The sequence below is a fragment of the uncultured Jatrophihabitans sp. genome (genome assembly GCF_964252635.1).
Classification (GTDB): domain Bacteria; phylum Actinomycetota; class Actinomycetes; order Mycobacteriales; family Jatrophihabitantaceae; genus Jatrophihabitans.
Window position 1 is genome coordinate 67,855 of sequence record NZ_CAXUNP010000015.1, and the last position, 26,165, is coordinate 94,019.

Genomic DNA, 26,165 nt, shown 5'->3' on the forward strand with positions numbered 1-26,165 from the left:
GCCGACCCCTCCACTTCTGACACCGCAGCGGCGCGCAGCGTTGCGTCGAACCCTCATCGAGCCGCAGCCTGGCATGCCGATGCGCCGTGACAGGTCTGCAGTGCCTGCAGCTGTCTCGGCAGCGCGGCGGGCACGCCCGATCCAGCGAGATTGTGCAGCTCGTAGGGATCCTTCGCCGTGTCGTAGTACTCCTGCTGGCCGTTGCCGTAGCGGACGTACAGCGCATTCGCGGTGCGCACCGCCTCGTAGCTCGGAGGGTCCGCATGCTTGGTGTTCTGGGCGTCCGGGTCGCCCTTGGCGTCGTTCGGGCCGTGGTGCTCGACGAGCACGGCCTGTTGCCAGTTCGCCGGGTGCCCACCGTGCAGGATGCCCGACAGGTCGACGCCGTCGACGCTCGAGGCCGGGCGCACGCCGGTAAGGGACTCGAACGTCGGGGTTAGGTCGATGTTGCTGGCCAGCTGGTCGCTGGTGTGCCCGGCCGGGACGTGCGGCCCGGCGACGACGAGCGGCACATGGACGTCGGTGTCGTACGCGGTCTGTTTGCCGGCCAGCAGCCGGTACTCGCCCATGTGGTAGCCGTTGTCCGAGCTGAACACGACGTAAGTGTTCTTGGCCAGGCCCTTGGCTTGCAGCGTGCTCTGCAGCTTGCCGATCAGGTCGTCCACGGCGCGGTCCGCCGCGACGCGCTTGCGGTAGGCCTTCAGCAACTGCTGCTCGTTCTGCTTGTTGATCGGCGCCCGCTGCCCCAGCTAGGACGGAGCTTCGGTCGGCAGCGTGTTGTAGGCCGGGGTGCGCGGGTACTGGACGTTCTTCGCCGAACCCACGTAGCGCGGGGCCGGGGTGTACGGGGCGTGCGGGGCGAAGGTCGCCACCTCGAGCATGAACGGCTTGGTCGCCGAGGACACGAAGCTGTCGGCCTTCTTGGAGAGCACATCGGTGAGGTAGTCCGATGGCTGCTTGCCGTAGTGCTGCTGCTTGCCGTTCTCGTTCAGCGTGTAGTCGAACTCGGGATAGCCGTTGCCCGCGACGTCCCACTCGTTCCAACCCGCGGGCTTGGCGTCCTTGGGCTGGTAGCCGTTGAGGTACTTCCCCATGAACCCGGTGCGGTAGCCGCTCTTCTGCAGGGCCAGCGCGTAGGACTTCTGCTGGTCGCCGTGGCTGTTGTAGGCGTCGTAACCGCCGTCGCTGCCCATGTTGGTGAACACGCCGTCGTCGTGCGGGTACTCGCCGGTGAAGATCGCTGACCGCGACGGGCAGCACAGGGAGTCGACCACGTAGTACTTCGACAGCGTCGTGCCCTGCTTCTGCAGGGCCTGCACGTGCGGCATGTGGCTGATCAGGTTCATCGACAGGTCGTCGGTGAGCACGAAGACGATGTTGGGCTTGGCGGGGTTCTTGGCGCCGGCGTCACTCGCTCCCGAGGATCCGGAACAGGCGGACAGGACGGAGGCGAGCAGGACCGCGACGGACGCGGCCACGACGAGACGGCGCATACGTCCACGGTGTCCGGGCCAGGTGCGGCTCGGGTCAACGCACGGTCAGGGTTGTGTAAGACCGCAGTCAGTGCGGGGTCGGCGGCCCTGCGGGTCCCGGCGGCGTGCCGGGTGCCGGCGGGCCGGCGTCAGGGTCGACGCGCGACACGTGCAGCTCGGTGCCGCCGTCCGGAGCGGGATGACCGATGTCGAGCTCGTCGAGCCGGTCGCGGATGCGGCGGCGCAGCTCCCGGGCGGTGCGCCACTGCTCGAGCGGGCGGACCCGGGCGACCAGGCGGATCACCGTCTCGTAGCGGGTCAGCGATTCGACGCCCTGCACCTCGGGCTCGCTGAGGAAGACGTGCTCCCACGCGTCCTCGCCACGCATCGCGACCGCGACCTCGCGCATGGCCTCCGAGGCCACCCCGACGTCGGCCCAGGCGTCGATCGGGACGTCCAGCACGACCGTCGCGTAGCCCTGGCTCTTGTTGCCGACCCGCAGCACCTCGCCGTTGCGGACGTACCAGACCGTGCCGTTGACGTCGCGCAGCCGGGTGCTCCGCAGGCCGACCGCCTCGACGGTGCCGCTCGCGAGCTGGAAGTCGATGACGTCCCCGACCCCGTACTGGTCCTCCATCATCATGAACATGCCGGACAGGAAGTCCTTGACGATGTTCTGCGCACCGAAGCCGAGGGCGACACCGACCACGGACGTGCCGGCGATGAACGGCGCCAGGTCGAAGCCCAGCGTGCTGACGATGAGCATGAACGCGATGACGAACATGACGAACGAGACGCCGGACTTCAGCACCGAGCCGATGGTGTTCGCCCGTTGCGCGCGCCGTTCGGACAGCAGGCCGGACGACTCGAACAGCGAGCTCGTCTGGATGCGTTCGCGGAACGGGCGCAGGATCCGCGGCACGCCGCCGCCCGCCACCGGCCGCACCGCGCGGTTGATCACCCGGTGGATCAGGGCCCGGATGACCAGGGTCACCACGATGACCACGACGATCCGGATCGGGACCTCGAAGAAGGCGTGACTGTGGTCGTGCACGAACTTCGGCAGCGCGACGGGGTGCGGGTCCGCCGCGGCCGGGCGGCTGCTGAGGGCGGGGTGGTCGGTGCCGGTCATCGCGACCACGATGCCACGGCCGACCCGGTGACCCCTCGACGCGGCGCGCCGACCTGTGGTCTGTGGCACGAATGGGCGTGCGATTCGGGCCCCCGTCCGGTTGACTGGGTGGCACTGGAGGTCACGCATGGGTGCAGCGCTGGTGTTGAACGCCACGTACGAGCCGCTGTGCGTCGTGCCGCTGCGCCGTGCCGTCGTGCTCGTGCTGGCCGAGAAGGCGCTGGTCGTCGAGTCCAGTGACCGGGTGATGCACTCCGAGCGGCTGTCCGTGCCGATCCCGACCGTGGTGCGGCTGGCCCGATTCGTCCGGGTGCCCTACCGGCGCGACGTCCCGCTGACCCGCCGCGCCGTCCTGGACCGCGACGCCCACGTCTGCGTCTACTGCGGGGTCAGGGCCGACACGATCGACCACGTGCGGCCCCGCTCCCGCGGCGGGCAGCACGTGTGGACGAACGTGGTCGCCGCGTGCGCGCGGTGCAACCACCGCAAGGGCGACCGGCTGCTGGCCGAGATCGGGTGGGTGCTCCCGACCCCGCCCGTGCAGCCGCCGGCCACCGTCGCCGTCGTCATGGGCTGGGCCTCGCGCGAGCCCACGTGGGACCGCTACCTGGGTCTGACGCAGGCCGCCGTGGCCCCGGCCGTCGTGGCCCCCGCCGTCTGACCGGTCAGCCGGCGTCGGCCTCCTCGGCGGCGAGGACGACGCAGTCGGCCAGCACGGCCAGGGCCTGTTCGAGCTCGCCGGTGGACGGGAAGCTCGGCGCGATGCGGATGTTGCTGTCCTCCGGGTCGACGCCGCCCGGGAACGGCGCGCCGGCGGGGGTCAGCTTCACGCCCGCGTCGCCGGCCAGCCCGACCACGCGCGCGGCCGTCCCGGGGCGCACCTGCAGGCTGACGAAGTAGCCGCCGTGCGGGGTCGACCACGACGTCTTCGCCAGCCCGGACAGCCGGCTCGAGAGCGCGTCCTGCACGGCCGCGAACTTGGGCTCGAGGATGCGCCGGTGCTCGGCCATGTGGGCGAGCACGCCGTCGGGGGAGCCGAAGAACTCGGCGTGCTGCAGCTGCACGATGCGGTTCGGGCCGATCGTGCGCTTGGCCGCGTGCTTGAGGAACCAGGCCATGTTCGACGGGGAGCCGCCGACGAAAGACACGCCGCCGCCCGCGAAGGTGATCTTCGACGTGGAGCCGAAGACGAACGCGCGGTCGGGGTTGCCGGCCTGCTCGGCCAGCGCGAGCAGGTCAGCGAGCTCGTCGGGGGTGTCGGTGAGGTGGTGCACGGCGTAGGCGTTGTCCCAGTAGACCCGGAAGTCCGGCGCCGCGGTCGGCATCGCAGCGAGCCGGCGGACGACCTCGGGGCTGCAGGTGGTGCCGGCCGGGTTGCTGTACTTGGGGACGAGCCAGAGCCCCTTCACCGACGGGTCGTCGGCCACGAGACCCTCCACGACGTCCATGTCCGGGCCGTCGGCCGTGGTGGGCACCGGCACCATGTTCACCCCGAGGTCGGCACAGACGCCGAAGTGCCGGTCGTAACCGGGCACGGGGCACAGGAACGTCGGGGTCGAGGTGTCCTTCCAGGCCGGCGCCCCGGTGGCGGGGGAGTCGAAGAACGACGTCGCGACGGTGAGGTACATCAGCTCGAGGCTGGAGTTGTTCGCGGCCGCGAGCTGGTCGGCGGGCACCTGCAGCAGCGGCGAGAAGATCTCGCGCAGCGCCGGCAGCCCGAGGGCGGTGCCGCCGTAGTTGCGGGTGTCCTTGTCGGTCCGCAGCGCCGTCCGGTCGGCGGGCAGGTCGAGCAGGCCGTTCGCGAGATCGAGCTGCTCGGGGCTGGGCTTGCCCCGGGTGAGGTCGAGCGCCAGCCCTCGGTCGAGCCACCGGTCGTAGTCGGTGCGTGCGGCGGTGGCCATGCGCTGCGCTCCTCGCGACGGGGGCCCTGCGGCATCGGACCCGATCCGCGTTCAGGGTATGGGGCGCGGCCAGCCGGTAACGCGCCACCCCGAAGGTCTCGCTACGGTCTGGTCATGGCGGCCCTGCACGACCTGAGTGCCCTCGAGGCGGCCGCGGCCGTTCGCGCCCGCGAGGTGAGCCCCACCGAACTCGTCGAGCACGGCCTCGACCGCATCGGCCGTCTCGACGACCGCCTCGGCGCCTTCGTCACCGTGACGGCCGAGCGCGCACGTGCCGAGGCCGCCGCCGCCGAGGATCTCGTGCTGGCGGGCGGCGAGCTGCCACCGTTGCTCGGCGTGCCCACCGCGATCAAGGACCTGAACATGGTCGCCGGGGTGCCGTCGCGCCTGGGCTCGGCGGCGTTCGAGGACTTCACGCCCGACTACGACGACACGATCGTGCGGCTGCTGCGCGCGGCCGGCACGATCAGCCTCGGCAAGACGGCGACACCCGAGATCGGCCTGCCCTGCTACACCGAGACCGACATCGGCCCGCCGGCCCGGACGCCGTGGGACACCACCCGCCTGGCCGGCGGTTCGTCCGGCGGCGCGGGCGCCGCGGTGGCCGGCGGCCTGGTGCCCATCGCCCAGGGCAGCGACGGCGGCGGCTCGATCCGCATCCCGGCCAGCGCCTGCGGTCTCGTCGGGCTCAAGCCCACGCGCGGACGGGTGCCCCGCGGCCCGCTGGACCTCGACGCCGTTCGCCTGTCGGTGCTCGGCCCGCTCGCCCGCACCGTCCGCGATGCGGCCGCCTTTCTGGATGCTGTCGCCGTCCCGCAACCCGGCGACCCGGAGCTGCTGCCCGCACCGGCCGGCACGTTCCTCGATGCCTGCGAGCGCGACCCGGGTCGGTTGCGCATCGGCGCCCTGATCGACTCTCCGATGGAGATGACGGTCGAGCCCGCGGTGCGCGCGGCGTGGGAACAGGCGTGCGCGCTGCTCGCAGGGCTGGGGCACGACCTCGAGGACACCGCACCGCCGATCCCGCCCGACGCGGTACCGCTGTTCGAGACGGTGTGGTCGGTGTCGGCCGCGTCGGCACCGATCCCGGCGGACCGTGAGCACCTCCTGCGTCCGCTGACCACGTACCTGCGCGGGCGCGGGGCGGCGGCCAGCGGGCCGCAGTTCGCCCAGGCGCTGGGCATGCTCGGCCAGCACGCGCGGCGCGGCCTGGCCGCGTCCGCGCACCTCGACGTCGTGGTCGCGCCGACGCTGGCCATGACTCCGCGCCCTGTCGGCTGGTTCACCGAGGGCGGCGACCCGGCCGAGGACTTCGAGCGCCAGAAGCGGTACACGCCGTTCACCGCCATGTACAACACCACCGGTCAGCCGGCGATCTCGCTGCCGCTGTACCAGTCCCCGGACGGGCTACCGATCGGCATCATGCTGGTCGGCGCGCTCGGCGCGGAGCAGCTTTTGCTGGCCCTTGCCGCACAGCTCGAGGACGCGCTGCCGTGGCGGGCCCGCCGGCCGTCGATCTGGTCGGACTGAGCGCTCGCCCGCACCGGTCGGTCCGGCTGCAACCCCTCAGCGTCACCTCGGTATCTTGAGGGCGTGACTGTCGTCCAGACGCTGTTGGTGTTCGTGGGCATCCCCGCGGGCATCGTCCTGATCATCTTCCTGGCGGTGTACGGCAAGTCGCTCGCGCGCCAGCCCAACCGGTACCGCCCGGGCAAGGCCTGGGACTTCGAGCCGGCCTGGTACGTCCCGCACCCCGAGGTCGTCGCCGGCGCCAAGCCGTCCGCCTCGAGCTCGACCACGGCCACGGGAGGTGCCAGCGGTGAGTGGTGACATCGTCAAGGTCAAGCACCCAGAGCTGCAGCACGGACCCCGCGGCAACATCGGCGGCGACGGCGCGTTCACGACCCGGCAGCTGGCCCGCCTCGACGAGGCCATCACCCTGTCCAGTCGGGAGACGGGCCTGGTCTTCTCGGTGTACGTCGGCGAGCTGAAGGCCCCGACGCGCGCCCACGCGGAGGCGTTGTTCGAGCGGCTCACCGACGAGTCGGTGCTGCTCGCCGTGTCCCCGGGGCAGCGCACCCTGCACATCGTCACCGGGCCGGCGTCGGCGCGGCGGCTGCCGAACCGCTCGTGCGCGCTGGCCGCGCTGGCCATGCGCGGCGCCTTCGGCAACGGAGACCTCACGAACGGTCTGGTCACCGGGCTGCGCATGCTGGCCGACGCCGCCGGCAACGTCTAGCTCCCGTATGGTCGCTCAGCAGCCGGGCGTGCGGCTCGGGGTGTGAGTCGGGGCCCGGGACGCGCTCGTGGACGTGCCGGGCGACGACGGCCGGGTCGAGGACGTCGACGTCCGGGTCGGGCTGGGCGTGGGCGTCGTCCGTGATGCTGATGTCGACGCCGACGCCGACGCCGACGCCGACGCGGACCGCGACGGTGAGGTCGGGGCCGTCGAGGACCCTGAGGCCGTCGGGCGGCCGCTCGTGCGGGTCGGACAGGTCGAGGTTCCCGAGGACGGGGCGGTCGGCAACGAACCGGTCGGGCTCGACGGGGCCGCCGGGCGGGTCGGGCCGGTCTTGTGGGTGCCGGAGCCCTTCTGCGCCGCGGTCGGCGGTGCCGGGTTGACCGGCGGCAGCTTCCCGCGATGGCGGGGTGTGCTCAGCGGGCCCGTCGTGTTGCCGGACGGGATTCCCGTGACGGGTACCCCGTGCCGGTACGCGTCGGCGAGGGCCAGGACTTGGGCCAGGTAGGTGTCGGAATGGTTGTAGGCCAGGACGGCGGCGACCTGGCCGGCATGGGTGCGCAGGTTGCCGCCCGCCGCGCACAGGTAGCGGGCCGCACCGAGGGCGGCGTCGTTGATGTCGAACACGTCGGCGCGGTGGTCACCGTCGGCGTCGGCGCCCCACGTCGCCCACGTGCTGGGAATGAACTGCATGGGGCCGAGGGCGTGGGCGAACGTCGCGTCGCCGGTCACGCGGACGTACTCCGCGTCGGCCTTGAAGTAGTCCCAGTGAACGCCGTCCAGGGCGGGGCCCACCACGGCGGGGGTCGAGCGGCCGTCGGCGTGCAGGACGGCGCCGGCGAAGCGTCCGTGATCGGATTCCTCCCGGCCGATACCGGCCAGCAGCGCCCAGTCGATGCCGCAACCGGGATCCGCGTGGCCGACCCGGGCCGCGGCGACCCGGTAGGCGTTCAGGGCCACGGACGGGATGCCGTCGGACGCGAGCCCGCTGACCGTCGTGACGTCGGCGCGCTCCAGCCGGGCCGGCGTCGACACCGGCCGGGCGGTCACCGAGGGCCGGGCGGGTGTCGCCACGGACGCCGGCGTCGTCGCCGAGTCGGCGGCGGGCATGACCGTGGGCGCCGCGGCACGGGCGACCGCCGCGCGGTGCGGTTGCGGACCCGCGTCCGCGTGGTTCGCCGTGGAGGCGCCGGTGAGCGCAGCGGTCAGGCCGGCCGCTGCGAGCACGCAACCGGCCGCCGCGAACCTCGACGCGTGCCGCTGCACCCGACGAGGCGGGCAGCGGTGCGCGGCGGACGACATGAGGGTGCACTCCGGGAACGGGTGACGGCGGTCACTGCCGCCGACGCTGCCACCCTCTTTGTCCTACGTCAAGACACCGTGAGGTGAACCGAGGGTGTCAGACCGCCGCTGCGTCGGCGGCGCGCGCGTGCAACGCCCGCTGGATGTCGGCCCGACCCTCCTGAACGAGACGGCGTAGCGCACTCGGCACGTCCGTCCGCGCCAGGAACGTATCGGCCGCCTCGACCGTCTCCCGGGTGATCGTCGAGGACCACGTAGGGAACAGCCCGACCACCACGTTCTGCGCCAGCTCGCTGGTGCGCCGCTCCCACACGTCGGCGATCACCGAGAAATAGCGCTCGACGTACGGGGTGAGCAGCTCGCCCTGGGTGGCGTGTGAGAACCCGCCGATGACCGCTTCCTGCATGGCGTTGGGCAGCGTGTCGTCCTCCACGGCCAGGTGCCAGGCTTGCTCCTTCGCGGCGGCCGTCGGCTGCAACGCGCGGGCCGTGGCTGCGTGCCGCTGGCCCGCGGCGGAGGGGTCCCGCGCGAGCTCCTCCTCGACCTCGTCCGGGCTCGCCGACCCGAGGGCAGACAGCGTCATCAGCATCGACCACCGCAGCTCGTGGTCGACCGCCAGCCCGTCGAGCGTGGCGGAGCCGTCGAGCAGGCCGCGCACGTAGGCGATCTGTTCCGGCGTGCGGGCCGAGCCGAGCAGGGCGTGGGTCCAGGCCAGCTGGTGGTCGGACCCGGGTGCCGCCGCGTGGTCGTCGGTGAGGGCCGACAGCGCGGCGTCGCCCAGGGCGGCGTAGCCCTGCGGTGCCCACTGCGGGTCGGCGTAGATCTCCAGCGCCCGCAGCGCCTGGCGGGTCAGCGACTGCATGACGCCGATGTCGGTCTCGTGCCGGGCGCCGGCCACCACCAGGGCGACGTAGTCGCGGGTCGGCATCTCGCCGTCGCGGGTCATGTCCCACGCGGCCGACCAGCACAGGGCGCGCGCGAGCGGGGACTCGAGCTTGGCGATCCCGCCGGCGCGCAGGGTGGCCAGGCTGGTGTCGTCCAGGCGCTGCTTGCAGTAGGTCAGGTCGTCGTCGTTGACGAGCAGCAGCGCCGGCCGCCGGGTGCCGACGAGCTCGGCCACCGCGGTGCGAGCGCCGGTGACGTCGAGCTCCACCCGCCGGGTGCGCGTCAGCACGCCGCCCTGCTCCTCGTAGAGGCCCACGGCCAGGCGGTGCGGGCGCAGCGTGTTGGTCGAGGCCACCTCGGTGGGCGCGGACTGCACGATCTCGAAGTCGGTGAACGTGCCGTCCGCGTCGAGGCTGTACTCGGCGCGCACCGTGTTGATGCCGGTGGTTTCGAGCCACAGCTTCGACCAGTCGCCGAGGTCGCGGCCCGAGGACTCTTCCAAGGCGCGCAGCAGGTCGGCGAGCGTGGTGTTGCCGTAGGCGTGCTCGGAGAAGTACTCGCGCAGCCCGGCGAGGAAGGCGTCGACGCCGACGTAGGCGCCGAGCTGCTTGAGCACGCTGGCGCCCTTCGCGTAGGTGATGCCGTCGAAGTTCACCTCGGCGGTCTGGACGTCCGGGGCGTCGGTGGCGATGGGGTGTGTCGAAGGGAGCTGGTCCTGGCGGTAGGCCCACGACTTCTCGGAGTTGGCGAAGGTGGCCCAGGCCTCGGTGAAGCGGGTGGCCCGGGTCTGGCACAGCACCGACGCGTAGGTGGCGAACGACTCGTTGAGCCACAGGTCGTCCCACCAGCGCATGGTGACGAGATCGCCGAACCACATGTGGGCCATCTCGTGCAGGATCGTCTCGCAGCGACGCTCGTAACGGGCGTCGGTGACCTTGCTGCGGAACACGTAGTCCTCGCGGAAGGTCACGCATCCGGCGTTCTCCATCGCCCCGGCGTTGAACTCGGGGACGAAGAGCTGGTCGTACTTGTCGAAGGCGTACCGGACGCCGAAGTTCGCGTGGTACCAGTCGAACCCCTGCTTGGTGATCTCGAACAGGGTCTCGCTGTCGAGGTAGTCGGCCAGGGTGCTGCGACACCACAGCCCGAGGTCGATGCCGTCGTGATGGTCGGTGACCACGTGGTACGGGCCCGCGACCAGCGCCGTGATGTAGGTGCTGATGCGTGCCGTCGTGGCGAAGTGCAGGCGCTTGCCTGCAGCCAGGTCCTCGGTGCGCTCGAGCCGGCCGTTGGAGGAGGCCTGCCAGTGCTCGGGAACGGTGATCGTCAGCGTGAACGTGGCCTTGAGGTCCGGCTGGTCGAAGCAGGCAAACATCCGCTTGGCGTCGGCCGTCTCGAACTGCGAGTACAGGTAGGTCTCGTTGTCGAGCGGGTCGACGAAGCGGTGCAGGCCCTCGCCCGTGTTCGTGTACAGCAGGTCAGCGTCGACGACGAGCGTGTTCTGCTCCGCGAGACCGGTGAGCGGGATGCCGTCCTCGGGCCGGTAGCCGGACACGTCGATGTCGGCGCCGTTCAGGGTGACCGTGTGGAAGGAGTCGGCGATGACGTCGACGAAGGTCTGCTCACCCGCTCGCGCGGTGAACCGCACCGTGGTCGTCGAGCGGAACGTGCGCTCGGAGGGCGCCCCGGCGCCGTCGGTGAGATCCAGGACGACGTCGTAGGACTCGACCTGGAGCAGGGCGGCGCGGTGCTGCGCATCGGTACGGGTGAGATTCGGGACGGCCACGGGTGAAGCGCTTCCTTTCGACGTCGTGAATCCGACCGGAGTCGGTCTTCGAGCCGGCCGGCGCGTGCGGTTTCACGCCGCGGGCCAATGGGAGAAGTCTGTCACGATGCGCCCCGCGAGGCCCGTCCTGGCTAGGGTGTGGGGCATGCGTGAAGGCGACGAGGTTCCCGATTTCGAACTCCCCGACCAGACCGGCGTGATGCGGTCCCTCGGCGGGCTGCTGGCCGACGGGCCGGTGGTGTTGTTCTTCTACCCGGCCGCGATGACCGGTGGCTGCACCAAGGAGGCCTGTCACTTCCGCGACGTCGCGGCGGACTTCCAGGCGGCCGGCGCGCAGCGGGTGGGCATCAGCCGCGACTCGGTCGAGAAGCAGAAGCAGTTCTCCGACACCCATTCCTTCGACTACCCCCTGCTGGCCGACACCGAGGGCACCGTCGCGGACATCTTCGGGGTGTCCCGTGGCGCCATTGGCCGCAAGCTCGGGGCGCCGGTCAAGCGGTGGACCTTCGTCATCGGCACCGACCGCCGGGTCAAGAAGGTCGTGCACAGCGAGACCAACATGGACATGCACGCCGACGAGGCCCTCGCCGCGCTGGCCTGACCCCGGTCGCACCGGCGGGGTTACAGTGGTTGACGTGACTACTACTGCTCCGTCGGAGCGTCCCGTCGTCGACTTCTACTTCGACCCGCTGTGCCCGTTCGCCTGGGTGACGTCGCGGTGGATCCTCGAGGTCGAGAAGCACCGCGACATCGAGCTCACGTTCCGTGTCATGTCGCTGTCGGTGCTGAACTCCGGCCGGGACGAGCTTCCTGCGCAGTACCAGGAGGCCATGGATCGCGGCTGGGGACCGGTCCGGGTCTGCATCGCCGCCGAGCAGCAGTTCGGCGTCGGCGTGCTGCGCGACCTCTACACCGCACTCGGGACCCGCAAGCACAACGACGGGCGTGAGTTCGACCGGGCCCTGATCGTCGAGGCCCTCACCGAGGCCGGGTTGCCGGAGTCGCTGGCCGACGCCGCGGACTCCACCGAGTTCGACGACGCGCTGCGCAAGTCCCATCACCAGGGCATGGACCCGGTCGGTGACGAGGTCGGCACGCCCACCATCCACATCGACGGCGTCGCGTTCTTCGGCCCGGTCATCACCCGCGTGCCGGAGGACCCCGAGGAGTCGGTGCGCATGTGGGACGGCGCGCGGCTGCTCGCCGGCTACCCCTACTTCTTCGAGCTCAAGCGCACCCGCACGGAGAGCCCGCAGTTCGAGAAGCGCGGCTGACCAGCTCCTTCAGCGCGGGGCGGGGGCCCCGTTGGCGAGGTCGAAGGCCACCGAGTCGGTGGTTGCGTGCGGCGTCAGCCCGAACGTCTCCTGCGCGGACGAGGAGTCGAGGACGTAGGGGCGCCGGAACTGGTGCTGGGTCTCGCGCAGCTCCTTGACGAACGGCGTGAACACCCCGGCCGCCCACACCGCGGCGTACGGCAGCGACCGCACCTTGTTCGGCACGTTCATGGCCTGGGCGGCCAGGGTCGTGAGCTCACGCATGGTCAGCGGCGCCGGGCTGGGCACGTGCCAGGCGCGGCCCCAGGCTCGCTCGTCGCCCACGCCCGTTGCCAGCAGGGTCGCGACGTCGCGGACGTCGGTGAAGGTGTGCGGCACGTCGAGGGCGGCGGGCACGTAGGCCGTGCGGCCCTTGCGCCAGGCGGGGGTCACCACGGTCGAGAGGTAGGAGTTGCCGCCCAGGTAGTCGCTGCCACGGACCTCGAACATCCGGATCCGCCCGGCCTCGTGAGCGGCCAGCGCGTCGGCCCACATCCGGTTGCGGACCCGGCCCTTGGTGCCGGTGGCCGCGAGTGGTGTCTGTTCGGTCATCGGCGCGTCGACCTTGCCGTAGCCGTACAGGTTCCCGGTGACGGCCAGGACGGCCCCGGAACGTTCGGCGGCGGTGATCAGCGCCGCCGAGATCGCCGGCCACGTCTCGGCCCACTTGTCGTACGGCGGGTTGACGCAGTTGTAGATCGCGGCCGCGCCCTGCGCCAGCTCGCTGAGGCGGTCCGCGTCGGAGGCGTCGGCCTTGACCCGCTCGGTGCCGTCGATGCCGGAACCGCTGCGGGTGACGACGGTGACGTCCTCGCCGCGGGCGAGCAGTTCGCGGGCCAGGGCGGTGCCGACCGGACCGGCTCCGACGATCAGATGCTGTGTCATGAGGAGTTCCTCTCGTGATTGGGAGAGCGATGCTCTCGCTGGTACAGAGAGCATTGCTCTCTTTCCTTTCGATGTCAAGAGCGGTGCTCTCGAATTAGTGCACTGCTCTCGAATCTCTGGCACAGTGTGGGATGTGAACGACGCACCCACCGCGCGTGACCTCGCCCGCGCCGAGATGACCGAGCGCATCAAGACCGTCGCCCGTCAGCACCTGGCCTCGGACGGGTCCGACCTGTCTTTGCGGGCGGTGGCCCGCGAGCTCGGGGTCGTGTCGTCCGCGGTCTACCGGTACTTCGCCAGTCGCGACGACCTGCTGACCGCGCTGATCATCGACGGGTACGACAGCATGGGCGTCGCCGTCGAGCGGGCCGAGTCCGTGGTGGCCCGGCGCGATCTCGTCGGCCGGTGGATGGCAATCGGCCGTGCGGTGCGGGAGTGGTCGCGGGCGCGGCCGGCCGAGTACGCCCTGCTGTACGGGACGCCCATCCCGGGCTACGCGGCCCCGATGGACACGGTCGAGAGCGCGCAGCGGGTGCTGCTCGTCGCGGTCGCCGTCGTCCGCGACGGGTGGGACAAGGGCGTCGTGGCCGCGCCGTCCGACCGTCTGCCCAAGGCCGTGCGCGCCGACTTCGAGCGGTTGACCGAGTACCCGGGTACCGAGGGCGTCCCCCTCACCCTCGTGGGACGTCTCCTCACGGCCTGGGCGCAGCTGTTCGGCACGCTGAGTTTCGAACTGTTCGGGCGCTACCAGAACGCGATCGTCGACCTGGACGCCTATTTCGACCACGAGTTGCGGGGGATGGCCCGCCACATCGGGCTGGCCTGACGTCGGGGAGGATGCCGGGGTGCGCCTGTTCCATCTCGTCACCCCCCAGGCCTGGGCCGCCGCCGTCGAGGCCGGCGAGTACCGGCCTGCGTCGCTGGCCGCCGAGGGCTTCGTCCACTTCTCGTTCGCCGAGCAGGTCGCGGGCACGGCGAACCTGCTCTACCGCGACGAACCCGAGCTTGTGGTCGTCGAGGTCGACACCGACGCCGTCCCCGCCGAGGTGCGGGTCGAGGACACCTACGGTCACGGCGCGGAGTTCCCCCACGTGTACGGGCCCGTGCCGACGGCGGCGGCGGTGGCGGTGCATCCGCTGGCTCGCGGTGCCAACGGGGACTGGACGTTCACGCCGCCCCGCTGAGCACTACTGCGCTGAGCCCTACTGCAGGCGACGCAGGCGGCGTTCCATGGCCGGGTCGCCCTCCCACCACGGCACGTCGCGCTCGGTCCGGGCGTCGATGTCCTCCCACGGACCCGCATCGTGGGTGTCGGCACGGGCGCCGGCGTCGGCATCGGCGTCGGTATCCGTGTCGAACCCGCGCCGAGACGCACGCTCGGCCTCCAGGACGGCGTCGATGTTGGCCGCGTCGCGGGCGTCGGCGCGCAGCCAACGCCGGAAGACGAGGAACAGGAACGGCAGGTCGATCAGCTCGGCGACCGTCCAGAGGATGCCGCCGCCCAGCTGCTGGTCGTGCAGCGGCGTCGGCGACCAGCTGTGCCGGTCGACGTGGTCGAAGTACGAGGTCGACAGGTGGGTGTTCAGGCGCAGCACGATGCCGGGCAGGGCGTCGATGACGAGCTCGAAGGACCCGATGGCCAGCGACAGGCCGACCGCCAGCGAGCTGATGTCGTCCTCGAACCCGACCAGCGGCAGCACCATGACGGCGCCCACGAGCACGAGGGCCAGGTGGAGCAGCCAGCCGACCGGCGGGCTGCCGATCGCCCACCCCGGGAGCGGCCCGAAGAACAGCACGAACGACAGCGCGGGCACCAGGGCCGGGCCGATCAGCGGGTTGGCGACGACGCGCACCGGCTTGGACTGCAGCACGCGGTCGAGCCGGCTCCCCGGCCCGCCCACCGCCCGAGCGAGCTGCAGCGGGTGGCCGAACAGCACCACGATGGGGACGAACAACCACAGCACCAGGGTCTGCGCCGTCCAGGCCCAGAACAGCGACCCGGCGTAGACCTCGGGGAACCCCGATGTCGTCCAGAGGAACAGCAGCAGGCCGACTGCGAAGGTGGCCGAGCGGCCGCGCGGCCACGGGCGTCTGAGCCGCCGCACGCCGTAGGCGTAGGAGACGGCCAGGACCACGACCACGACGACGGCCAGCGGCTCCACCGACCACTGGGTTAGCGCCCCGGCGACGTCCGGACGGTCGAGGGCGAGATCCACGGCTCCATGGTGCGCCCCGCCCGGTCGCGGGCCGGGGGTCGGGTGGCGTCCGCTCCTGCCATGATGAGCACATGCGCGTCTACCTCGGCAGCGACCACGCGGGTTTCGAGCTCAAGGCCAAGCTCGTCGAGCACATCACCGGCCTGGGTCACGAGGCCGTCGACTGCGGTGCCCACACCTTCGACGACCAGGACGACTACCCGCCGCCGTGCATCACGGCCGCTGCTCGCATGGTCGCCGACCCGGGCAGCCTGTGCGTGGTCATCGGTGGCTCCGGCAACGGCGAGCAGATCGCCGCGAACAAGGTGACCGGCACCCGCGCCGCACTGGTCTGGAGCGACGACACTGCCACGCTCGCGCGGCAGCACAACGACGCGAACGTCATCAGCCTCGGCGCCCGCAACCACCCGGACGAGGACATGCTGCGGTTCGTCGAGATCTTCCTGTCAACGCCGTTCTCGGGTGTCGAACGGCACCAGCGGCGCATCAACGAGCTGGCCGAGTACGAGGCCACCGGCGCGATCGCTGGGCACGAGACCCGCTGACGGCAGGGCTCAGACGGGCGGGGCCGGGTCGTACTGGATCCCGCGGCGCACCTCGCGGCCCCGCCCGGCACCGGCCAGGCGCACGACCAGGTGCAGCGCCATGTCGATACCGGCCGACACCCCGGCCGAGGTGACCACGTCGCCGTCGTCGACGAACCGGTCGTCCGGACGCAGCTCGATGCTCGGATCCAGCTCGCGGAGCTCGTCCAGCGCCGACCAGTGCGTCGTGGCGGGCCGCCCGGCCAGCAGGCCCGCGGCCGCGTACACGAGCGACCCGGTGCAGACACTCGTCAGCAGCGGCACATCGGCACGGCGCGCCCGCACCCAGTCGAGGTGCGCCGGCTCGGAGACCAGGGCGCGGGTGCCTCGGCCGCCCGGGTGGACGACGACGTCGAGCGGACCGGCGTCGTGCAGCGCCCCGTGCGCGCCGAGCACCAGGCCCTTGGCGGCGGTGACCGCCGCGCCGTCGGCGGACAGCATCGTGACCGTCCAGCCGTCGTCGGGGTGGGTCTGCGTCCAGTAGGCCAGCACCTCCCAGGGGCCGACGGCGTCCAGCTCCTCCACGCCGTCGAACAGGACGATGCCGATGCGCTTGGCGGTCTGCGTCATGGGGCCATCGAAGCAGGCGGGTCGAGTCGGTTCAGTCCGCGTGGTCGCGCAGGGCGTCGACGTGCCGCCTGACGTAGGCGTCGAGGTCCGGCCGTCGCCGGTGCACGGCCAGGTTGACGATCGCCAGCCGTCGCGCCGCGAACAGGTCGGGGAGCAACCCCGGGTCGAGACGGGGCCACGGCCGCACCTGCTCGTAGCCGTCCCGCAGGGCGGCGAGGGTCTCCGGCGCGTCGTGGCCCCGCGTCAGCCCGTAGAGGGTGTTGGCCAGATCCTGCTCGACGTGCCCCCACGCCATGTCCTGGAAGTCGAGGGCGTGGACGGTGTCGCCGTCACGGACGAGGTTCGCCGGAGTCAGGTCGGTGTGCACCAGCCGGGGTGGTGTGCTCGCCTGCCGCCACAGTCGGTCGACCGCACTCTGCGCGCGTGTGTGGGCGTTCCGCAGCACGTCGCGCGACGGGGCGGGAAGCGCGCCCAACCGGTCGGCCAGTTCGAACTGCAGAACCGAGCGCCAGGTCAGCGCCCCGGCCGGTGCGGTGCCCACCGGGTCGGTCGCGTCGTGCAGTCGGGCGCTCAGCGTGCCGAGCCCACGGACGTCAGCAGGCGAGGGCGGGGTCGCGAGAGGTACACCGGGCACCCAGGTCGTCACGGTGCACTCGTGGGTGCCGGTCGCGGTCCCGACACGGGTGCTCGGTGCACCGTCGCGGGTGCGGACGACACGGGGGACAGGGACTCCTCGCGCCTCCAGGTGCCGCGTCCATCGGTCCTGGGCGGCGGCGACGTCAGGGTGGTGGATGCACAGCGCGGGCCCGACGTGCAGGACGTAGGACGCGGCTCGCGCGTCCACCCGGTAGACGGTGTTGAAGGACGCGGCGAGGAAGGTCAGCCGTGCGTCGGCCAGGTCGTAGCGCTGCAGGGCCGTGTCCGCGAGCTGCTTCGGTGAGCTCACGGGCGTCGGCGGCGCGGTGGACGCTCCGAAGCGTTCCGGCCGCCGTGCTGGTCGTCGGCCGGGGTCCAGTGGCGACGGACGATGGTGAGGTCGGCCTCGGCCTCGGCCAGGTCATCGGCGGTGGGCCGGTTGAGGTCGCGGGCGCGCATCGCCCCGGTGGGGCCGACCTGCGAGGTGCCGGAACCCGCCAGGTCGTGGTCCGCCCGCCGGCCCTGCGCGGCGCGTCCGGCGCGGCGCCCGGTGTCGGAACGGAGGGCCTCGGGCGGGGTCGTCGTGGCCCGCCGCGACGGTGCGGCCTTCGTCGGCGCCTTCGTCGGCGGCGCCTCCGTTGCCGGCGGAGCCTCCGTTGTCGGCCGCGTGGACGGGGCCTCCGGCGGCTCGTCGGTCCGCGCGACAGGCGGCCCCTGCCGTGCGGTCGCCCGCCGACGCGTGCGGCGCCGAGGTGTGGTCTCGTCGGTCATCGGCGGCGTCGCGACCTCAGGACAGCGCGAGCAGCTCGATGAAGGTGCGCGCGGCCTGTCCGCCGTCCTCGAGCGCGATGGCCAGGGCTCGGGGGACGTCCAGGTCGTCGAGCAGCGCCGCGGGGACGGCGGCCGCCCCGGGTACCGAGCCGGGTGCCGCCGCCGCCGAGTAGAGCTGCTCGAGCAGGCCCTCGGCGTCGGCCAGGGCGGCGGGGGAGTACTCCCACGGCAACGACCACGGCCGGTTCAGGCAGAGCAGGCGGACGGCGCCGGGGGAGTGCTCCTTGAGCACGTCCTCGACGAGGACGAGGTTGCCCGAGGACTTGGCCATCTTGGCGCCGTTGACCGACACCAGCCCGGCCCGCAACCAGCCGCGCGCGAACGGCGTGACGCCGGTGGCCGCCTCGGCGAGCGCCGACTCGCAGGCGTGGTGCGGGAACTCGAGGTCGGCGCCACCGCAGTGCAGGTCGAGTGAGGACCCGTAGAGCGCCAGCACCATGGCCGCGCACTCGGCGTGCCAGCCGGGGCGCCCGTCGCCCCAGGGGCTGGGCCAGCTGACCTCGTCGTCGGGCACGGCGGCCCGCCAGACGACGGTGTCGAGCGGGTCGTCCTTGTCGGGGTCGCCGGGGTCGTCGTGGAACTCGGCCGCGCGTTCGAGGGCAGTGTGCTGGTCGAGGTCGGTCCGCAGGTACGTCTCGGCCGTCCGTGCGTACACCGTGCCGTTGCGCTCGTAGGCGGCGCCGCGGTCGAGCAGCGCCGTGGCCAGCTGCACGACGTGACCGATGTGCTGCGCTGCGCTCGGGGAGTGGTCCGGCTGACGCACCTGCAGGGTGGCCATCGTCCCCTCGAACGAGGCGCGTTGCAGGGTGGCGAGCATGGTGTGGGCCTCGCCGCGGCGCCGGGCCTCGGCATAGAGCACGTCGTCAACGTCGGTGACGTTGCGCGCCATCGACACCGTGTGGCCGTGCCAGCGCAGCACCCGCTCGAGCGCGTCGGCCCAGACGAAGGTGGAGGCGTGGCCGAGGTGGGTCACGTCGTAGGGCGTGATGCCGCAGACGTACATCCGCACGTGCCCGACCATGGGCAGCAGCTCCCCGGCCAGCCGCAGCCGCATGGGCGGGCCGGTCAGACGGGACGGGTTCACGGGCTCGGCCTGGTCATCGGGCGGTCACACGGGACATCCTGCCAGCGGGCGGTGCGTCCGAGCGAAGGGCGTTGGCCGAACCGGTATCGTGCCTGCTGTACCCGGCGTCTCCGGGGCGCGCGGGCGTAGCTCAATGGTAGAGCCTCAGTCTTCCAAACTGATTACGCGAGTTCGATTCTCGTCGCCCGCTCCAACACGTCAGCTCAGGTGGAACCGGTACTTCTCGCCGCTCGAGACCGCATGCGCGTACGCGACGAGCTCCGCGTCCGACAGGCTGACGCCGATCCGCCGCAGCGCGAGGATGGCGAGCGGCTTGATGTCCTCGGCGGGCTTGCCGGTGTGCTTGTCGCGCAGCTCCGCGTCGACGTCGTTCACCCGGGTCGAGGCCCGGGCGAAGATCGACTGTCCGCCGCCGATGTTCATGTTGAACGACATGGTTCCAGCATCGCACGTTCGGCTCTCGTCACGGCTCGATCGGCCGGTGGGACCCAATCGCGGCTCAGGCCGTCCCGGACGCCATCTCGTCGGACGCCCCGGGGAGGCGGAGACCCCTCAGGCTGCGAAGGATCGACCTGGTGTCGCGCCCCCGTACCTCCGCGACGGCGTGGGCGGGCGCCGCGAGCAGCGCTTCCAGGCGGCGCACGGCGTCGACGTGGTCGGCGGTCCAGACGAGCCGCACCGCGGTGGCCGTGCCGTAGCCGTCGGGGTCGGCCAGGTCGTGTCCGATGGTGGCGATCAGCTGCGCGTCGGCGGCCGTCGTGGGCCCCTGCGGCGAAGGAGCCGCCGTGCCGCGCACCAGGGCTTCGGCGAGGCTGGCGTACCACTGCGTGACGGCAGCGACGGCAGCGTCGAGTTGGGGCACGGGCGCCGCGTGGTCGGTGAACGTGGCGGAGTCCGAGGTCCAGAGGTCGAGGACGGAGTCCGCGGCCAGCCGTAAGCCGGCCACCCCGGTGACCAGTGCGGTGACCTCGGCGAGAGGGACCGGCTTGCTGCCGCGTTCGGCGAGGTAGCCGCGGAAGGCGTCGTCCAGGCGTCGCGCCGAGGCGGCGGCTGCGTACGCCTCGGCGGTCGGCGTGATCGTGGCCGGCGCGCCGGGTCGGCAGCGCTGCACGGCGTAGGACACCGCGGCGCTCAGGTTGGTCGCGCTGTCGGTGTAGGCCTCGGCCAGCGCCCGGCCCAGGGCACGGCCGGCCCCGCGCGGCCAGAACAGCACGCCGACGGCCACGCTCACCGCACAGCCGATGGCGATGTCCTCCACGCGGGTCAGGCCCACCTTCCAGCCGACCGGCGCGATGATGTTGTAGAGGATCACCAGGGTCAGCGTGAACGCTCCTTGCCCGGCCGTGAAGGACAGCGTGGTCGGGGCAAGGCCGGCCAGCAGTACCGCCACCGGCAGGAGCACCCACAACACGGTCGTGTTCGTCCCGACGACCGCCACGACCAGGCCGCCGACGACGAAGCCCCCGGATGTGCCGAGGATGCCACGTAGCGAGTTCTGGCCGGTGTTCAGAGCGTTGGAACGCAGCACGGCCAACGTGCCCAGGACGACCCAGAACGAGTGCTGCACGCCGGTCAGATTCGCAACCAGTACCGCCGCGCCCAGCGCGAAGGCACCGCGCAGGCTGTTGTGCAGCCACACCGAATGCCACTCGACGTGGGCTCCGGCCCGTTCGTGCGCCGAGGCCAGCGGCCCACTGATGCCGTCGGGCTGGTGACCGAGCACGCGGGCCCACCACGTGCGCTGTTCGGCGGACACCACGCGTTCGATGTTGGCGGCGACGACGGACGCTGCGTAACTCAGCTCCTGGGCCCGGAAGGTCGGCTCCAAAGAGCTGACCATGGCCCGGGCACGATCCGACGCGCCGCGGATCGCGATCGGCATCGAGCCAGTGGCCCGGTACTCCATGTCGTGCAGGGCCGCCCGGAGCTCGGCGAGCTCACCAGACAGATCCCCGCCGCTGCGGTAGGGGGCCTCGAGGAGGGCGGCTCCCGCCTCGAGCAGATCGGCCACGGCCGTGACGACCGCCCGAACCTGCTGTGCGCCTGCCTCTGGTGAGTCCGCACCCGCACGCGGGACGATTCGGCAGAGCCAGCCCAGCTCGTCCACGAGCCGGACCTGGGCACGGGCGGACGACGTCAGGCCGGTCGGCCGGTACGGGGTCGCGAAGAACAGGCGTTCGAGGGCCTCCGTCGCCTCGGTCACGCGGTCGGCGAGGTCCGGCTCGTCACGGTGCTGGGTGTCGTGACGAGCCGTGTCCTCCGTCTGTGCGCGCAGCAGGTCACCGAGTAGGCGGCACACCGTGGTCGCCGACGCACGCAGCCGATCGGGCCTGGCCGACGGCCACAACACCACCACCGCCCCGGTCGCCGCCCCGGTCGCCAGCGCCCACCCGGTGAGGCGGTCCGGGATCGTCGACGCCGGGGCCGGTGTCGTCACCGGCAGGACGAACGCGATCAGCAGGGCGGTGGTCGCCCCGGCGAGTACCGAGCTGATCACGCCGACGAACAGCACCACCAATCCCACGAGGGTGGTCGCGATCGCGGCGACGACTGCGTTGTGCGACGCCAGCGTGCCGAGACAGACCAGGGCGGCACCGGTGACGCCGAGGCCGAGGTGCGCCTCCAGCCGGTACTGGACGGGTCCGGAGAAGTCGACGAACAGCAGCATGGCGAACGCGCCGAAGGCGGCGAACGTGGCGATCTGAGCGTTGCCGATCACCTGCATGCCCAGCGCGAACAGGCCGGGCATGACGATGGCGGTACGGGCGGCCCGGCGCAGAGCGGCCAGTCCGGGATCGTGGGCCCGCAGCCATGCCAACGGGCTCATTGATCCGCCTCATCCGCTCGTCGGGACGCCTGCCGCCCCTATGCTCGCGCCGATCCGTGCGTCCTGTCGAGGGCATCGCGCCCCCGCGCTGCGCGGTCTAGAGGATCCCGTCGCGTGCTGCCGCGTGGATGGTCGGCACGGTCGCCCGGAAGCCGAGCTCACGCACCAGCGTCCCGTCCATCCGACCGGACCACGGGTGTTCGAGCGGCTCGGCGCTGGTCGCGACCGGGTTGCCGCCGAGAGCGGTCATCTCGTACACGGTGGCGGGCGCATCGTCGGTCACGTTCACGATCCGCCCGTCCATGGCGCCGGTCAGGGCAAGGCGCACGACGGTGGCGACGTCGCGATGGTGCACGACGGAGTAGGTGTGTGCCGGGTGCAGCCCGAAGCGCTCCGCCAGTGTTCCGAGGGACGCGAGGTGCCCGTCGCCGTCCCCGTAGACGAACGGCAACCGCAGGACGGACCAGGTCAGGCCGCTGTCGCGCAGGAGCTGCTCGGCGGCCACCTTGCTCGCCGGGTAGGCGGCCGTCGGCGAGCAGGTGTCGGTCTCGAGAGCGGGACGCGCGGCGTCGGCGTCGTAGACGTTGCCGGTGCTGCTCATGACGAACCGGGCGGCCGGTGCGTACGCCTTGACCGCGTCGATCAGGTTGCGTGTGCCGTCGAAGTTGGCACGCCAGACGGCGTCCTCGTCATCCGTCCGGAACAGCGCGGCGAGATGAACGACCACGTCGACGCCCCCGACCGCGGCCCGCAGGGACCCGGGGTCGGCGAGATCGCCACGGACCGCGGTCGTGCCGGGCGGGACCTCGACGTCCGCGCGGACGAGGGCGCGACAGTCGAAGCCCGATTGCGCCAGGCGCGGCAGCAGGCGCGATCCGACCAGGCCGGTCGCCCCGGTAAGTAGCACTGTAGTCATGATGGTCTCCCTAACTGATCGTCAGTAATACTGACAATCAGCGTAGCAGTAACCTTGCGTCGTGACCTACGAGGCCGACCTGGGGCCACGGCTCAGCCGTCGGCTGACCTACCTGCTCAAGCGCGCTCTCCTGGACCTCGAGGATCTGCATCAGGAGCACCTGGAGCCCTTCGGGATCAACGGCCGCGAACTCGCGGTCCTGTTGCTCCTCCAGGCACGGGAACCGGAGTCCCAGCAGCAAGCCGCCGCCCGCCTCAAGATCGACCGGACGACGATGGTGGCCCTGCTCGACGGGCTCGAGAGCAAGGGTCTGGTGGCGCGGCACGCCGACGACGGGGACCGTCGTCGCAACGTCGTCGCCCTGACCGAGGCAGGTCAACAGGTCCTGAGCAGAGCAACGCGCGCCAGCGACAAGGCCGAGCGGCGGCTGCTCGCCGACCTGGACGCCGACGAGCAGGCGCAGCTGCGCGCGTTGCTCGTCCGCATCGCGGCCGCCGACCGACGCCGGTGACGGTGGGTCACTCCGGGCGTCTCAGGATCACGTGGGCGAGCCGGCCCGGCGGGCGGAACGGCTCGAGCACCAGTGACGAAAGGGCGCCCGCAGCGGGCACGATGGACGCATGGCTGACACCTTGGACGGAACGGTCGCGCTGGTCACCGGCGCGAGCAGCGGCATCGGCGAAGCGACAGCGATCGAGCTGGCGCGGCGCGGGGCGAAGGTCGCCATCGCGGCGCGCCGCCAGGACCGGCTCACCGATCTGGCGGCTCGCATCGACGAGGCCGGCGGTGAGGCGCTGGTCCTCGAGACCGACGTGACGGTCGAGGCCGAGGCGCGGGCCGCGGTCGCGTCGGCGGTCGAACACTTCGGCCGGCTCGACACGGTGGTCGCGAACGCCGGGGTGATGCTGCTCGGACCGGTCGTCGACGCACCGGCCGAGGAGTGGGAGCGCATGATCGACCTGAACCTGAAGGGCCTGCTCCACACCACGCACGCAGCCCTGCCGCACCTGCTGGCCGCGGCGGACGGTGGCCCGCGCCGGGTCGCCGACCTCGTGCTCGTCAGCAGCGTCGCCGGGCGCGTGGCACGCAACGGCAACGGCGTCTACAGCCTCACCAAGCACGGCGTCGGCGCGTTCGGGGAGTCGCTGCGCCAGGAGGTCACGAAGCGCCACGTGCGGGTCGCGCTGGTCGAGCCGGGCGCGGTGGCGACCGAGCTCACCGACCATCTGCGCGACGAGGTCCGCGAGGCGTCCATGTCGCGCTTCGCCGACATGGAGCGGATGGAGGCCGAGGACATCGCCGACGCCATCGGTTACATCGTCACCCGTCCGCGCCGCGTGGCCGTGAACGAGCTGCTCATCCGGCCGACCGAGCAGGAGGGCTGAGGCCGGTCGGCCCTCCTGCCCGGGCGCGTGTCAGGCGGCGCGGGCCGTCTGTGCCGGGCGGCCAGCGCGGTACGGGCTCGCGCTCGGTCGCAAGGTGAGATCGTGGTCGGTCATCAGGCGCCAGGGCAGCGGACACATCCACGGCTCGGGTCGGGTCGGGCCAGGCCCCGGTCGGATCAAGTGACGGGGCGGGCGAAGACGGCGATGTTGTCGCGGTAGGAGTGCGCCGCGGGGTCGAACGGTCCCCCACAGGTGATGAGCACGAGCCGTGGTGCACCGACCGTATCGAAAAGCGTGGTCGGCAGGGCACGGGTCTTGGAGTAGACGCGGCGTGCGAAGACCCGGTAACCAACCTGGCGTCCGTTCTCGGTCGTCAGCGTGACGCGCTGTTTGACGCGCAAATCGCCGACGCGAAACAGCGCTCCGTCGCCCTCGACCGCGGAGTCGACGTGTCCGTCGATGACGGTCGCGCCGGCGGGGGAGCCGGGGAGAGCGCTGCCGACCCACCAGCCGACGTGGCCGACGTCATCGGGTACGCCGAGCACCCCGCCGCTGGTGACGACCCGTTCGACCGGGGCGGTCAGACCGAGGGCGGGGATGCGCAGCAGGACCGGGCGGGTCGATCGTGCTGACGTCGCGCGTGCGCCGCCGCTGACCCGCTCGCTGGAGGCACGCGTCTCCGGAGCCGGCGCGCGAGTGGCCGGGCCGAGGCTTGCGGGTCGGAGCGCCAGGGACCCGAACGAGGTCGGCGAGCCGCGATCATGGCGCAGTCCGACAAGTGCGACGCCGGCCAGCACGAGGCCGATGGCCACGACCGCGGCTGCCACGAACGTGACAACCCGGCGGTGGCGGTGCGGACCGGTCCGGCGTTCGATGGTCGTTCCTTTGCCATGGGAGGAGGGTGTGGCGTCGTCTTGCGGCCGGCGTGCGTGATTACGCTCCCGGCAGGCCCACCCGGGACCGGGTGGGCCTGCCGTGACCGACCGTCACCGGCTGGCGCGACGACGAGTGGCGAGCACAGTGGTGCCGCCTACCGCGAGCAGGAGCCCGCCGACGAGCAGGCCCAGTTGCGTGTCGACGGTCGTGTCGGCGGTGGCGGCCGCATGGCCACCGTTGCCGGCCGGCACCGCAGTCGGCATGTCGCCGCCGGGTCCGGTCCCGTTCATGCGGTACGAGACGGACCTCGCGCCGGCGTACGCGAGAGTGGTCCTCGTGTCCCTCGATGCCGCGGCGAGCGTGACGCTGGTGCGGCCTGCAGCGGCGGGGAACGCGAAACGGACCGTGAAGGAGCCGCCGGCGCTGGTACGAGCCCTCGCCAGGGCGTTGCCGACCGTGGTGCTGCCAACGACGCCGATGTTGACGGGCAGAGTCGCTGTGGGCGTGGCGTTGCCGGTGGTGGCGCGGCAGCCGGAGAAGTGCCGGCCGGTCACGGTCACCGTCTGTCCGCCGCGGGCCGTCGCCGGTGACACGGTGAGCGTGGGCTTTGTGCAACTGGCCACGGCCACTGCGGGGACGGCCGTGGAGCTCGGTGCCGTCGCAATCGACGAGGCAGCCGATGTCGGAATGGCGGGTGCAGAAGTGGCGGACGTCGGAGTGGATGCCGACGTGGTCGCTGCGGACGCGCTCGGCAGTGCCTTCGTGCCCGCTGTGGTGTCGTCCTTGTCGCGGAAGTGCCGCACCAGCAAGACGATCAGTAGGGCCAGAACCAGCAGCAGGATCAGCGCCAGCAGCCACCGCCACCACCCTGCGCCGCGTCGGTGCTTGCCGTCGTCGAGGGGATGGGAGCCGGAGGGTCCACCGGCGCCTGCTCCTATCGGGTGGCTCAAGGTGTCTCCTGTGTTCGTTCGTCGGGTGGGGTGACGTCGACTCGGGCGACGGCTGTCGCGCCGCGTCGGCAGTGGCGGATGCTGGTGACGCGATCCATCGTCAGAGCAGACCGCCGAGCTTGTCGCCCAGGCCGCCGGGGAGGTTGCCGCCGAACTTGGCGATGAGATCAGCCGGGTTCACACCGAACTTCGAGAGCAGGTTCTTGTGTTCGTCGTTGTCGGTGTCGACCTGATCGGGCAGTTCTCCGTCAGCCTGTGCGGCTTTGTCGCCCTGGCCCTGGCTCTTCAGCAGCTCGAGAATCTGGTTCTTGTCAATGTTCATCGCTTGACTCCGTGGGACGAGTGCGGGCAGCAGGTGGCCGCCCGGTTCGGGTG

The 26,165-nt window shown here is 71.9% G+C and carries 27 protein-coding genes, 1 tRNA gene and 1 pseudogene; 12 read left to right on the forward strand and 17 right to left on the reverse strand.

The features are described 5' to 3' along the window. Positions 1–53: 53 nt before the first annotated feature. Both ACFFCA_RS09295 and ACFFCA_RS09300 read right to left on the reverse strand, forming a co-directional pair. Positions 54–1,493 (reverse strand): annotated as a pseudogene (locus ACFFCA_RS09295) (sulfatase). Between the two features lie 67 nt (positions 1,494–1,560). Further along, entirely contained in the window at positions 1,561–2,604 is a 1,044-nt protein-coding gene (locus ACFFCA_RS09300; protein WP_375484022.1) for a mechanosensitive ion channel family protein, read from the reverse strand. A gap of 127 nt (positions 2,605–2,731) precedes the next feature. On the opposite strand from ACFFCA_RS09300, the gene ACFFCA_RS09305 reads away from it, so the two are divergent. After that, positions 2,732–3,265, forward strand: a complete 534-nt coding sequence (locus ACFFCA_RS09305; RefSeq protein ID WP_375484024.1) for an HNH endonuclease — start codon at positions 2,732–2,734, stop codon at positions 3,263–3,265. A gap of 4 nt (positions 3,266–3,269) precedes the next feature. Here the strand turns inward: ACFFCA_RS09305 and ACFFCA_RS09310 are convergent, their stop codons facing one another. Continuing rightward, positions 3,270–4,505 (reverse strand): aminotransferase, encoded by a 1,236-nt coding sequence (locus tag ACFFCA_RS09310; protein WP_375484026.1) that lies wholly within the window; start codon positions 4,503–4,505, stop codon positions 3,270–3,272. A 114-nt stretch (positions 4,506–4,619) separates the two neighbouring features. Between ACFFCA_RS09310 and ACFFCA_RS09315 the strand changes: the two genes are divergently transcribed. From ACFFCA_RS09315 to ACFFCA_RS09325, 3 genes are all read left to right on the forward strand, one after another. Further along, positions 4,620–6,035, forward strand: a complete 1,416-nt coding sequence (locus ACFFCA_RS09315; RefSeq protein ID WP_375484028.1) for an amidase — start codon at positions 4,620–4,622, stop codon at positions 6,033–6,035. Positions 6,036–6,098: 63 nt separating this feature from the next. Beyond that, entirely contained in the window at positions 6,099–6,335 is a 237-nt protein-coding gene (locus tag ACFFCA_RS09320) for a hypothetical protein (RefSeq protein ID WP_375484030.1), read from the forward strand. Then, positions 6,325–6,744, forward strand: a complete 420-nt coding sequence (locus ACFFCA_RS09325; protein WP_375484032.1) for a DUF5130 family protein — start codon at positions 6,325–6,327, stop codon at positions 6,742–6,744. Before ACFFCA_RS09320 ends, ACFFCA_RS09325 begins: the two co-directional genes overlap by 11 nt. A 15-nt stretch (positions 6,745–6,759) precedes the next feature. Here the strand turns inward: ACFFCA_RS09325 and ACFFCA_RS09330 are convergent, their stop codons facing one another. Continuing rightward, positions 6,760–8,046 (reverse strand): lytic transglycosylase domain-containing protein, encoded by a 1,287-nt coding sequence (locus ACFFCA_RS09330; protein WP_375484034.1) that lies wholly within the window; start codon positions 8,044–8,046, stop codon positions 6,760–6,762. Between the two features lie 97 nt (positions 8,047–8,143). After that, positions 8,144–10,717, reverse strand: a complete 2,574-nt coding sequence (gene pepN, locus ACFFCA_RS09335) for an aminopeptidase N (RefSeq protein ID WP_375484036.1) — start codon at positions 10,715–10,717, stop codon at positions 8,144–8,146. Between the two features lie 145 nt (positions 10,718–10,862). Between pepN and ACFFCA_RS09340 the strand changes: the two genes are divergently transcribed. Together ACFFCA_RS09340 and ACFFCA_RS09345 are read left to right on the forward strand one after the other, a co-directional pair. Further along, complete coding sequence (locus ACFFCA_RS09340) at positions 10,863–11,318, forward strand: peroxiredoxin (protein ID WP_375484038.1); 456 nt, start codon at positions 10,863–10,865, stop codon at positions 11,316–11,318. 34 nt (positions 11,319–11,352) lie between these two features. After that, a complete protein-coding gene (locus ACFFCA_RS09345; protein ID WP_375484040.1) occupies positions 11,353–11,991 on the forward strand; it encodes a disulfide bond formation protein DsbA in 639 nt (212 codons plus the stop codon). Between the two features lie 9 nt (positions 11,992–12,000). Here ACFFCA_RS09345 and ACFFCA_RS09350 read toward each other — a convergent pair whose 3' ends face one another. Continuing rightward, on the reverse strand, positions 12,001–12,915 hold the full coding sequence (locus ACFFCA_RS09350) for an NAD-dependent epimerase/dehydratase family protein (protein WP_375484042.1): 915 nt from the start codon (positions 12,913–12,915) through the stop codon (positions 12,001–12,003). A 175-nt stretch (positions 12,916–13,090) separates the two neighbouring features. Here ACFFCA_RS09350 and ACFFCA_RS09355 point away from each other — a divergent pair, with 175 nt between their 5' ends. Further along, entirely contained in the window at positions 13,091–13,741 is a 651-nt protein-coding gene (locus tag ACFFCA_RS09355) for a TetR/AcrR family transcriptional regulator (RefSeq protein WP_375484076.1), read from the forward strand. A 19-nt stretch (positions 13,742–13,760) separates the two neighbouring features. Then, positions 13,761–14,099, forward strand: a complete 339-nt coding sequence (locus ACFFCA_RS09360) for a DUF952 domain-containing protein (protein ID WP_375484044.1) — start codon at positions 13,761–13,763, stop codon at positions 14,097–14,099. Positions 14,100–14,117: 18 nt separating this feature from the next. Here ACFFCA_RS09360 and ACFFCA_RS09365 read toward each other — a convergent pair whose 3' ends face one another. Next, complete coding sequence (locus ACFFCA_RS09365; RefSeq protein ID WP_375484046.1) at positions 14,118–15,131, reverse strand: cytochrome c oxidase assembly protein; 1,014 nt, start codon at positions 15,129–15,131, stop codon at positions 14,118–14,120. A gap of 71 nt (positions 15,132–15,202) precedes the next feature. Between ACFFCA_RS09365 and ACFFCA_RS09370 the strand changes: the two genes are divergently transcribed. Further along, positions 15,203–15,676 carry a ribose-5-phosphate isomerase gene (locus tag ACFFCA_RS09370; protein ID WP_375484048.1) on the forward strand — a complete coding sequence of 158 codons (474 nt, stop codon included), beginning with the start codon at positions 15,203–15,205 and terminating at the stop codon, positions 15,674–15,676. Between the two features lie 9 nt (positions 15,677–15,685). Here the strand turns inward: ACFFCA_RS09370 and ACFFCA_RS09375 are convergent, their stop codons facing one another. From ACFFCA_RS09375 to ACFFCA_RS09390, 4 genes are read right to left on the reverse strand one after another with little or no spacing between them, the layout of a single operon-like run. After that, positions 15,686–16,285, reverse strand: a complete 600-nt coding sequence (locus ACFFCA_RS09375) for a DJ-1/PfpI family protein (RefSeq protein WP_375484050.1) — start codon at positions 16,283–16,285, stop codon at positions 15,686–15,688. A 31-nt stretch (positions 16,286–16,316) separates the two neighbouring features. Beyond that, positions 16,317–17,231 carry a phosphotransferase enzyme family protein gene (locus ACFFCA_RS09380; RefSeq protein WP_375484052.1) on the reverse strand — a complete coding sequence of 305 codons (915 nt, stop codon included), beginning with the start codon at positions 17,229–17,231 and terminating at the stop codon, positions 16,317–16,319. Further along, complete coding sequence (locus tag ACFFCA_RS09385) at positions 17,228–17,692, reverse strand: hypothetical protein (protein ID WP_375484054.1); 465 nt, start codon at positions 17,690–17,692, stop codon at positions 17,228–17,230. The genes ACFFCA_RS09380 and ACFFCA_RS09385 overlap by 4 nt, the downstream gene beginning before the upstream one ends. A gap of 16 nt (positions 17,693–17,708) precedes the next feature. After that, entirely contained in the window at positions 17,709–18,836 is a 1,128-nt protein-coding gene (locus tag ACFFCA_RS09390; protein ID WP_375484056.1) for a cysteine--tRNA ligase, read from the reverse strand. 119 nt (positions 18,837–18,955) lie between these two features. On the opposite strand from ACFFCA_RS09390, the gene ACFFCA_RS09395 reads away from it, so the two are divergent. After that, positions 18,956–19,029, forward strand: a tRNA-Gly gene (locus tag ACFFCA_RS09395). 5 nt (positions 19,030–19,034) lie between these two features. Here the strand turns inward: ACFFCA_RS09395 and ACFFCA_RS09400 are convergent. From ACFFCA_RS09400 to ACFFCA_RS09410, 3 genes are all read right to left on the reverse strand, one after another. Beyond that, positions 19,035–19,271 (reverse strand): hypothetical protein, encoded by a 237-nt coding sequence (locus ACFFCA_RS09400; protein WP_375484057.1) that lies wholly within the window; start codon positions 19,269–19,271, stop codon positions 19,035–19,037. A 64-nt stretch (positions 19,272–19,335) separates the two neighbouring features. After that, positions 19,336–21,663, reverse strand: a complete 2,328-nt coding sequence (locus ACFFCA_RS09405; protein WP_375484059.1) for an FUSC family protein — start codon at positions 21,661–21,663, stop codon at positions 19,336–19,338. 97 nt (positions 21,664–21,760) lie between these two features. Then, positions 21,761–22,579 carry an NAD-dependent epimerase/dehydratase family protein gene (locus tag ACFFCA_RS09410; RefSeq protein WP_375484061.1) on the reverse strand — a complete coding sequence of 273 codons (819 nt, stop codon included), beginning with the start codon at positions 22,577–22,579 and terminating at the stop codon, positions 21,761–21,763. A 61-nt stretch (positions 22,580–22,640) separates the two neighbouring features. Here ACFFCA_RS09410 and ACFFCA_RS09415 point away from each other — a divergent pair, with 61 nt between their 5' ends. Continuing rightward, entirely contained in the window at positions 22,641–23,090 is a 450-nt protein-coding gene (locus ACFFCA_RS09415) for a MarR family winged helix-turn-helix transcriptional regulator (protein ID WP_375484063.1), read from the forward strand. A gap of 109 nt (positions 23,091–23,199) precedes the next feature. Continuing rightward, complete coding sequence (locus ACFFCA_RS09420) at positions 23,200–23,964, forward strand: SDR family NAD(P)-dependent oxidoreductase (RefSeq protein ID WP_375484064.1); 765 nt, start codon at positions 23,200–23,202, stop codon at positions 23,962–23,964. 176 nt (positions 23,965–24,140) lie between these two features. On the opposite strand, the gene ACFFCA_RS09425 is transcribed toward ACFFCA_RS09420, so the two are convergent. The 3 genes from ACFFCA_RS09425 to ACFFCA_RS09435 form a co-directional block, all read right to left on the reverse strand. Next, on the reverse strand, positions 24,141–24,791 hold the full coding sequence (locus tag ACFFCA_RS09425; protein WP_375484066.1) for a class F sortase: 651 nt from the start codon (positions 24,789–24,791) through the stop codon (positions 24,141–24,143). A 159-nt stretch (positions 24,792–24,950) separates the two neighbouring features. Continuing rightward, positions 24,951–25,790 (reverse strand): hypothetical protein, encoded by an 840-nt coding sequence (locus ACFFCA_RS09430; RefSeq protein ID WP_375484068.1) that lies wholly within the window; start codon positions 25,788–25,790, stop codon positions 24,951–24,953. A 100-nt stretch (positions 25,791–25,890) separates the two neighbouring features. Then, on the reverse strand, positions 25,891–26,165 hold a 275-nt coding region (locus ACFFCA_RS09435; protein WP_375484070.1), incomplete at its 5' end, for a hypothetical protein.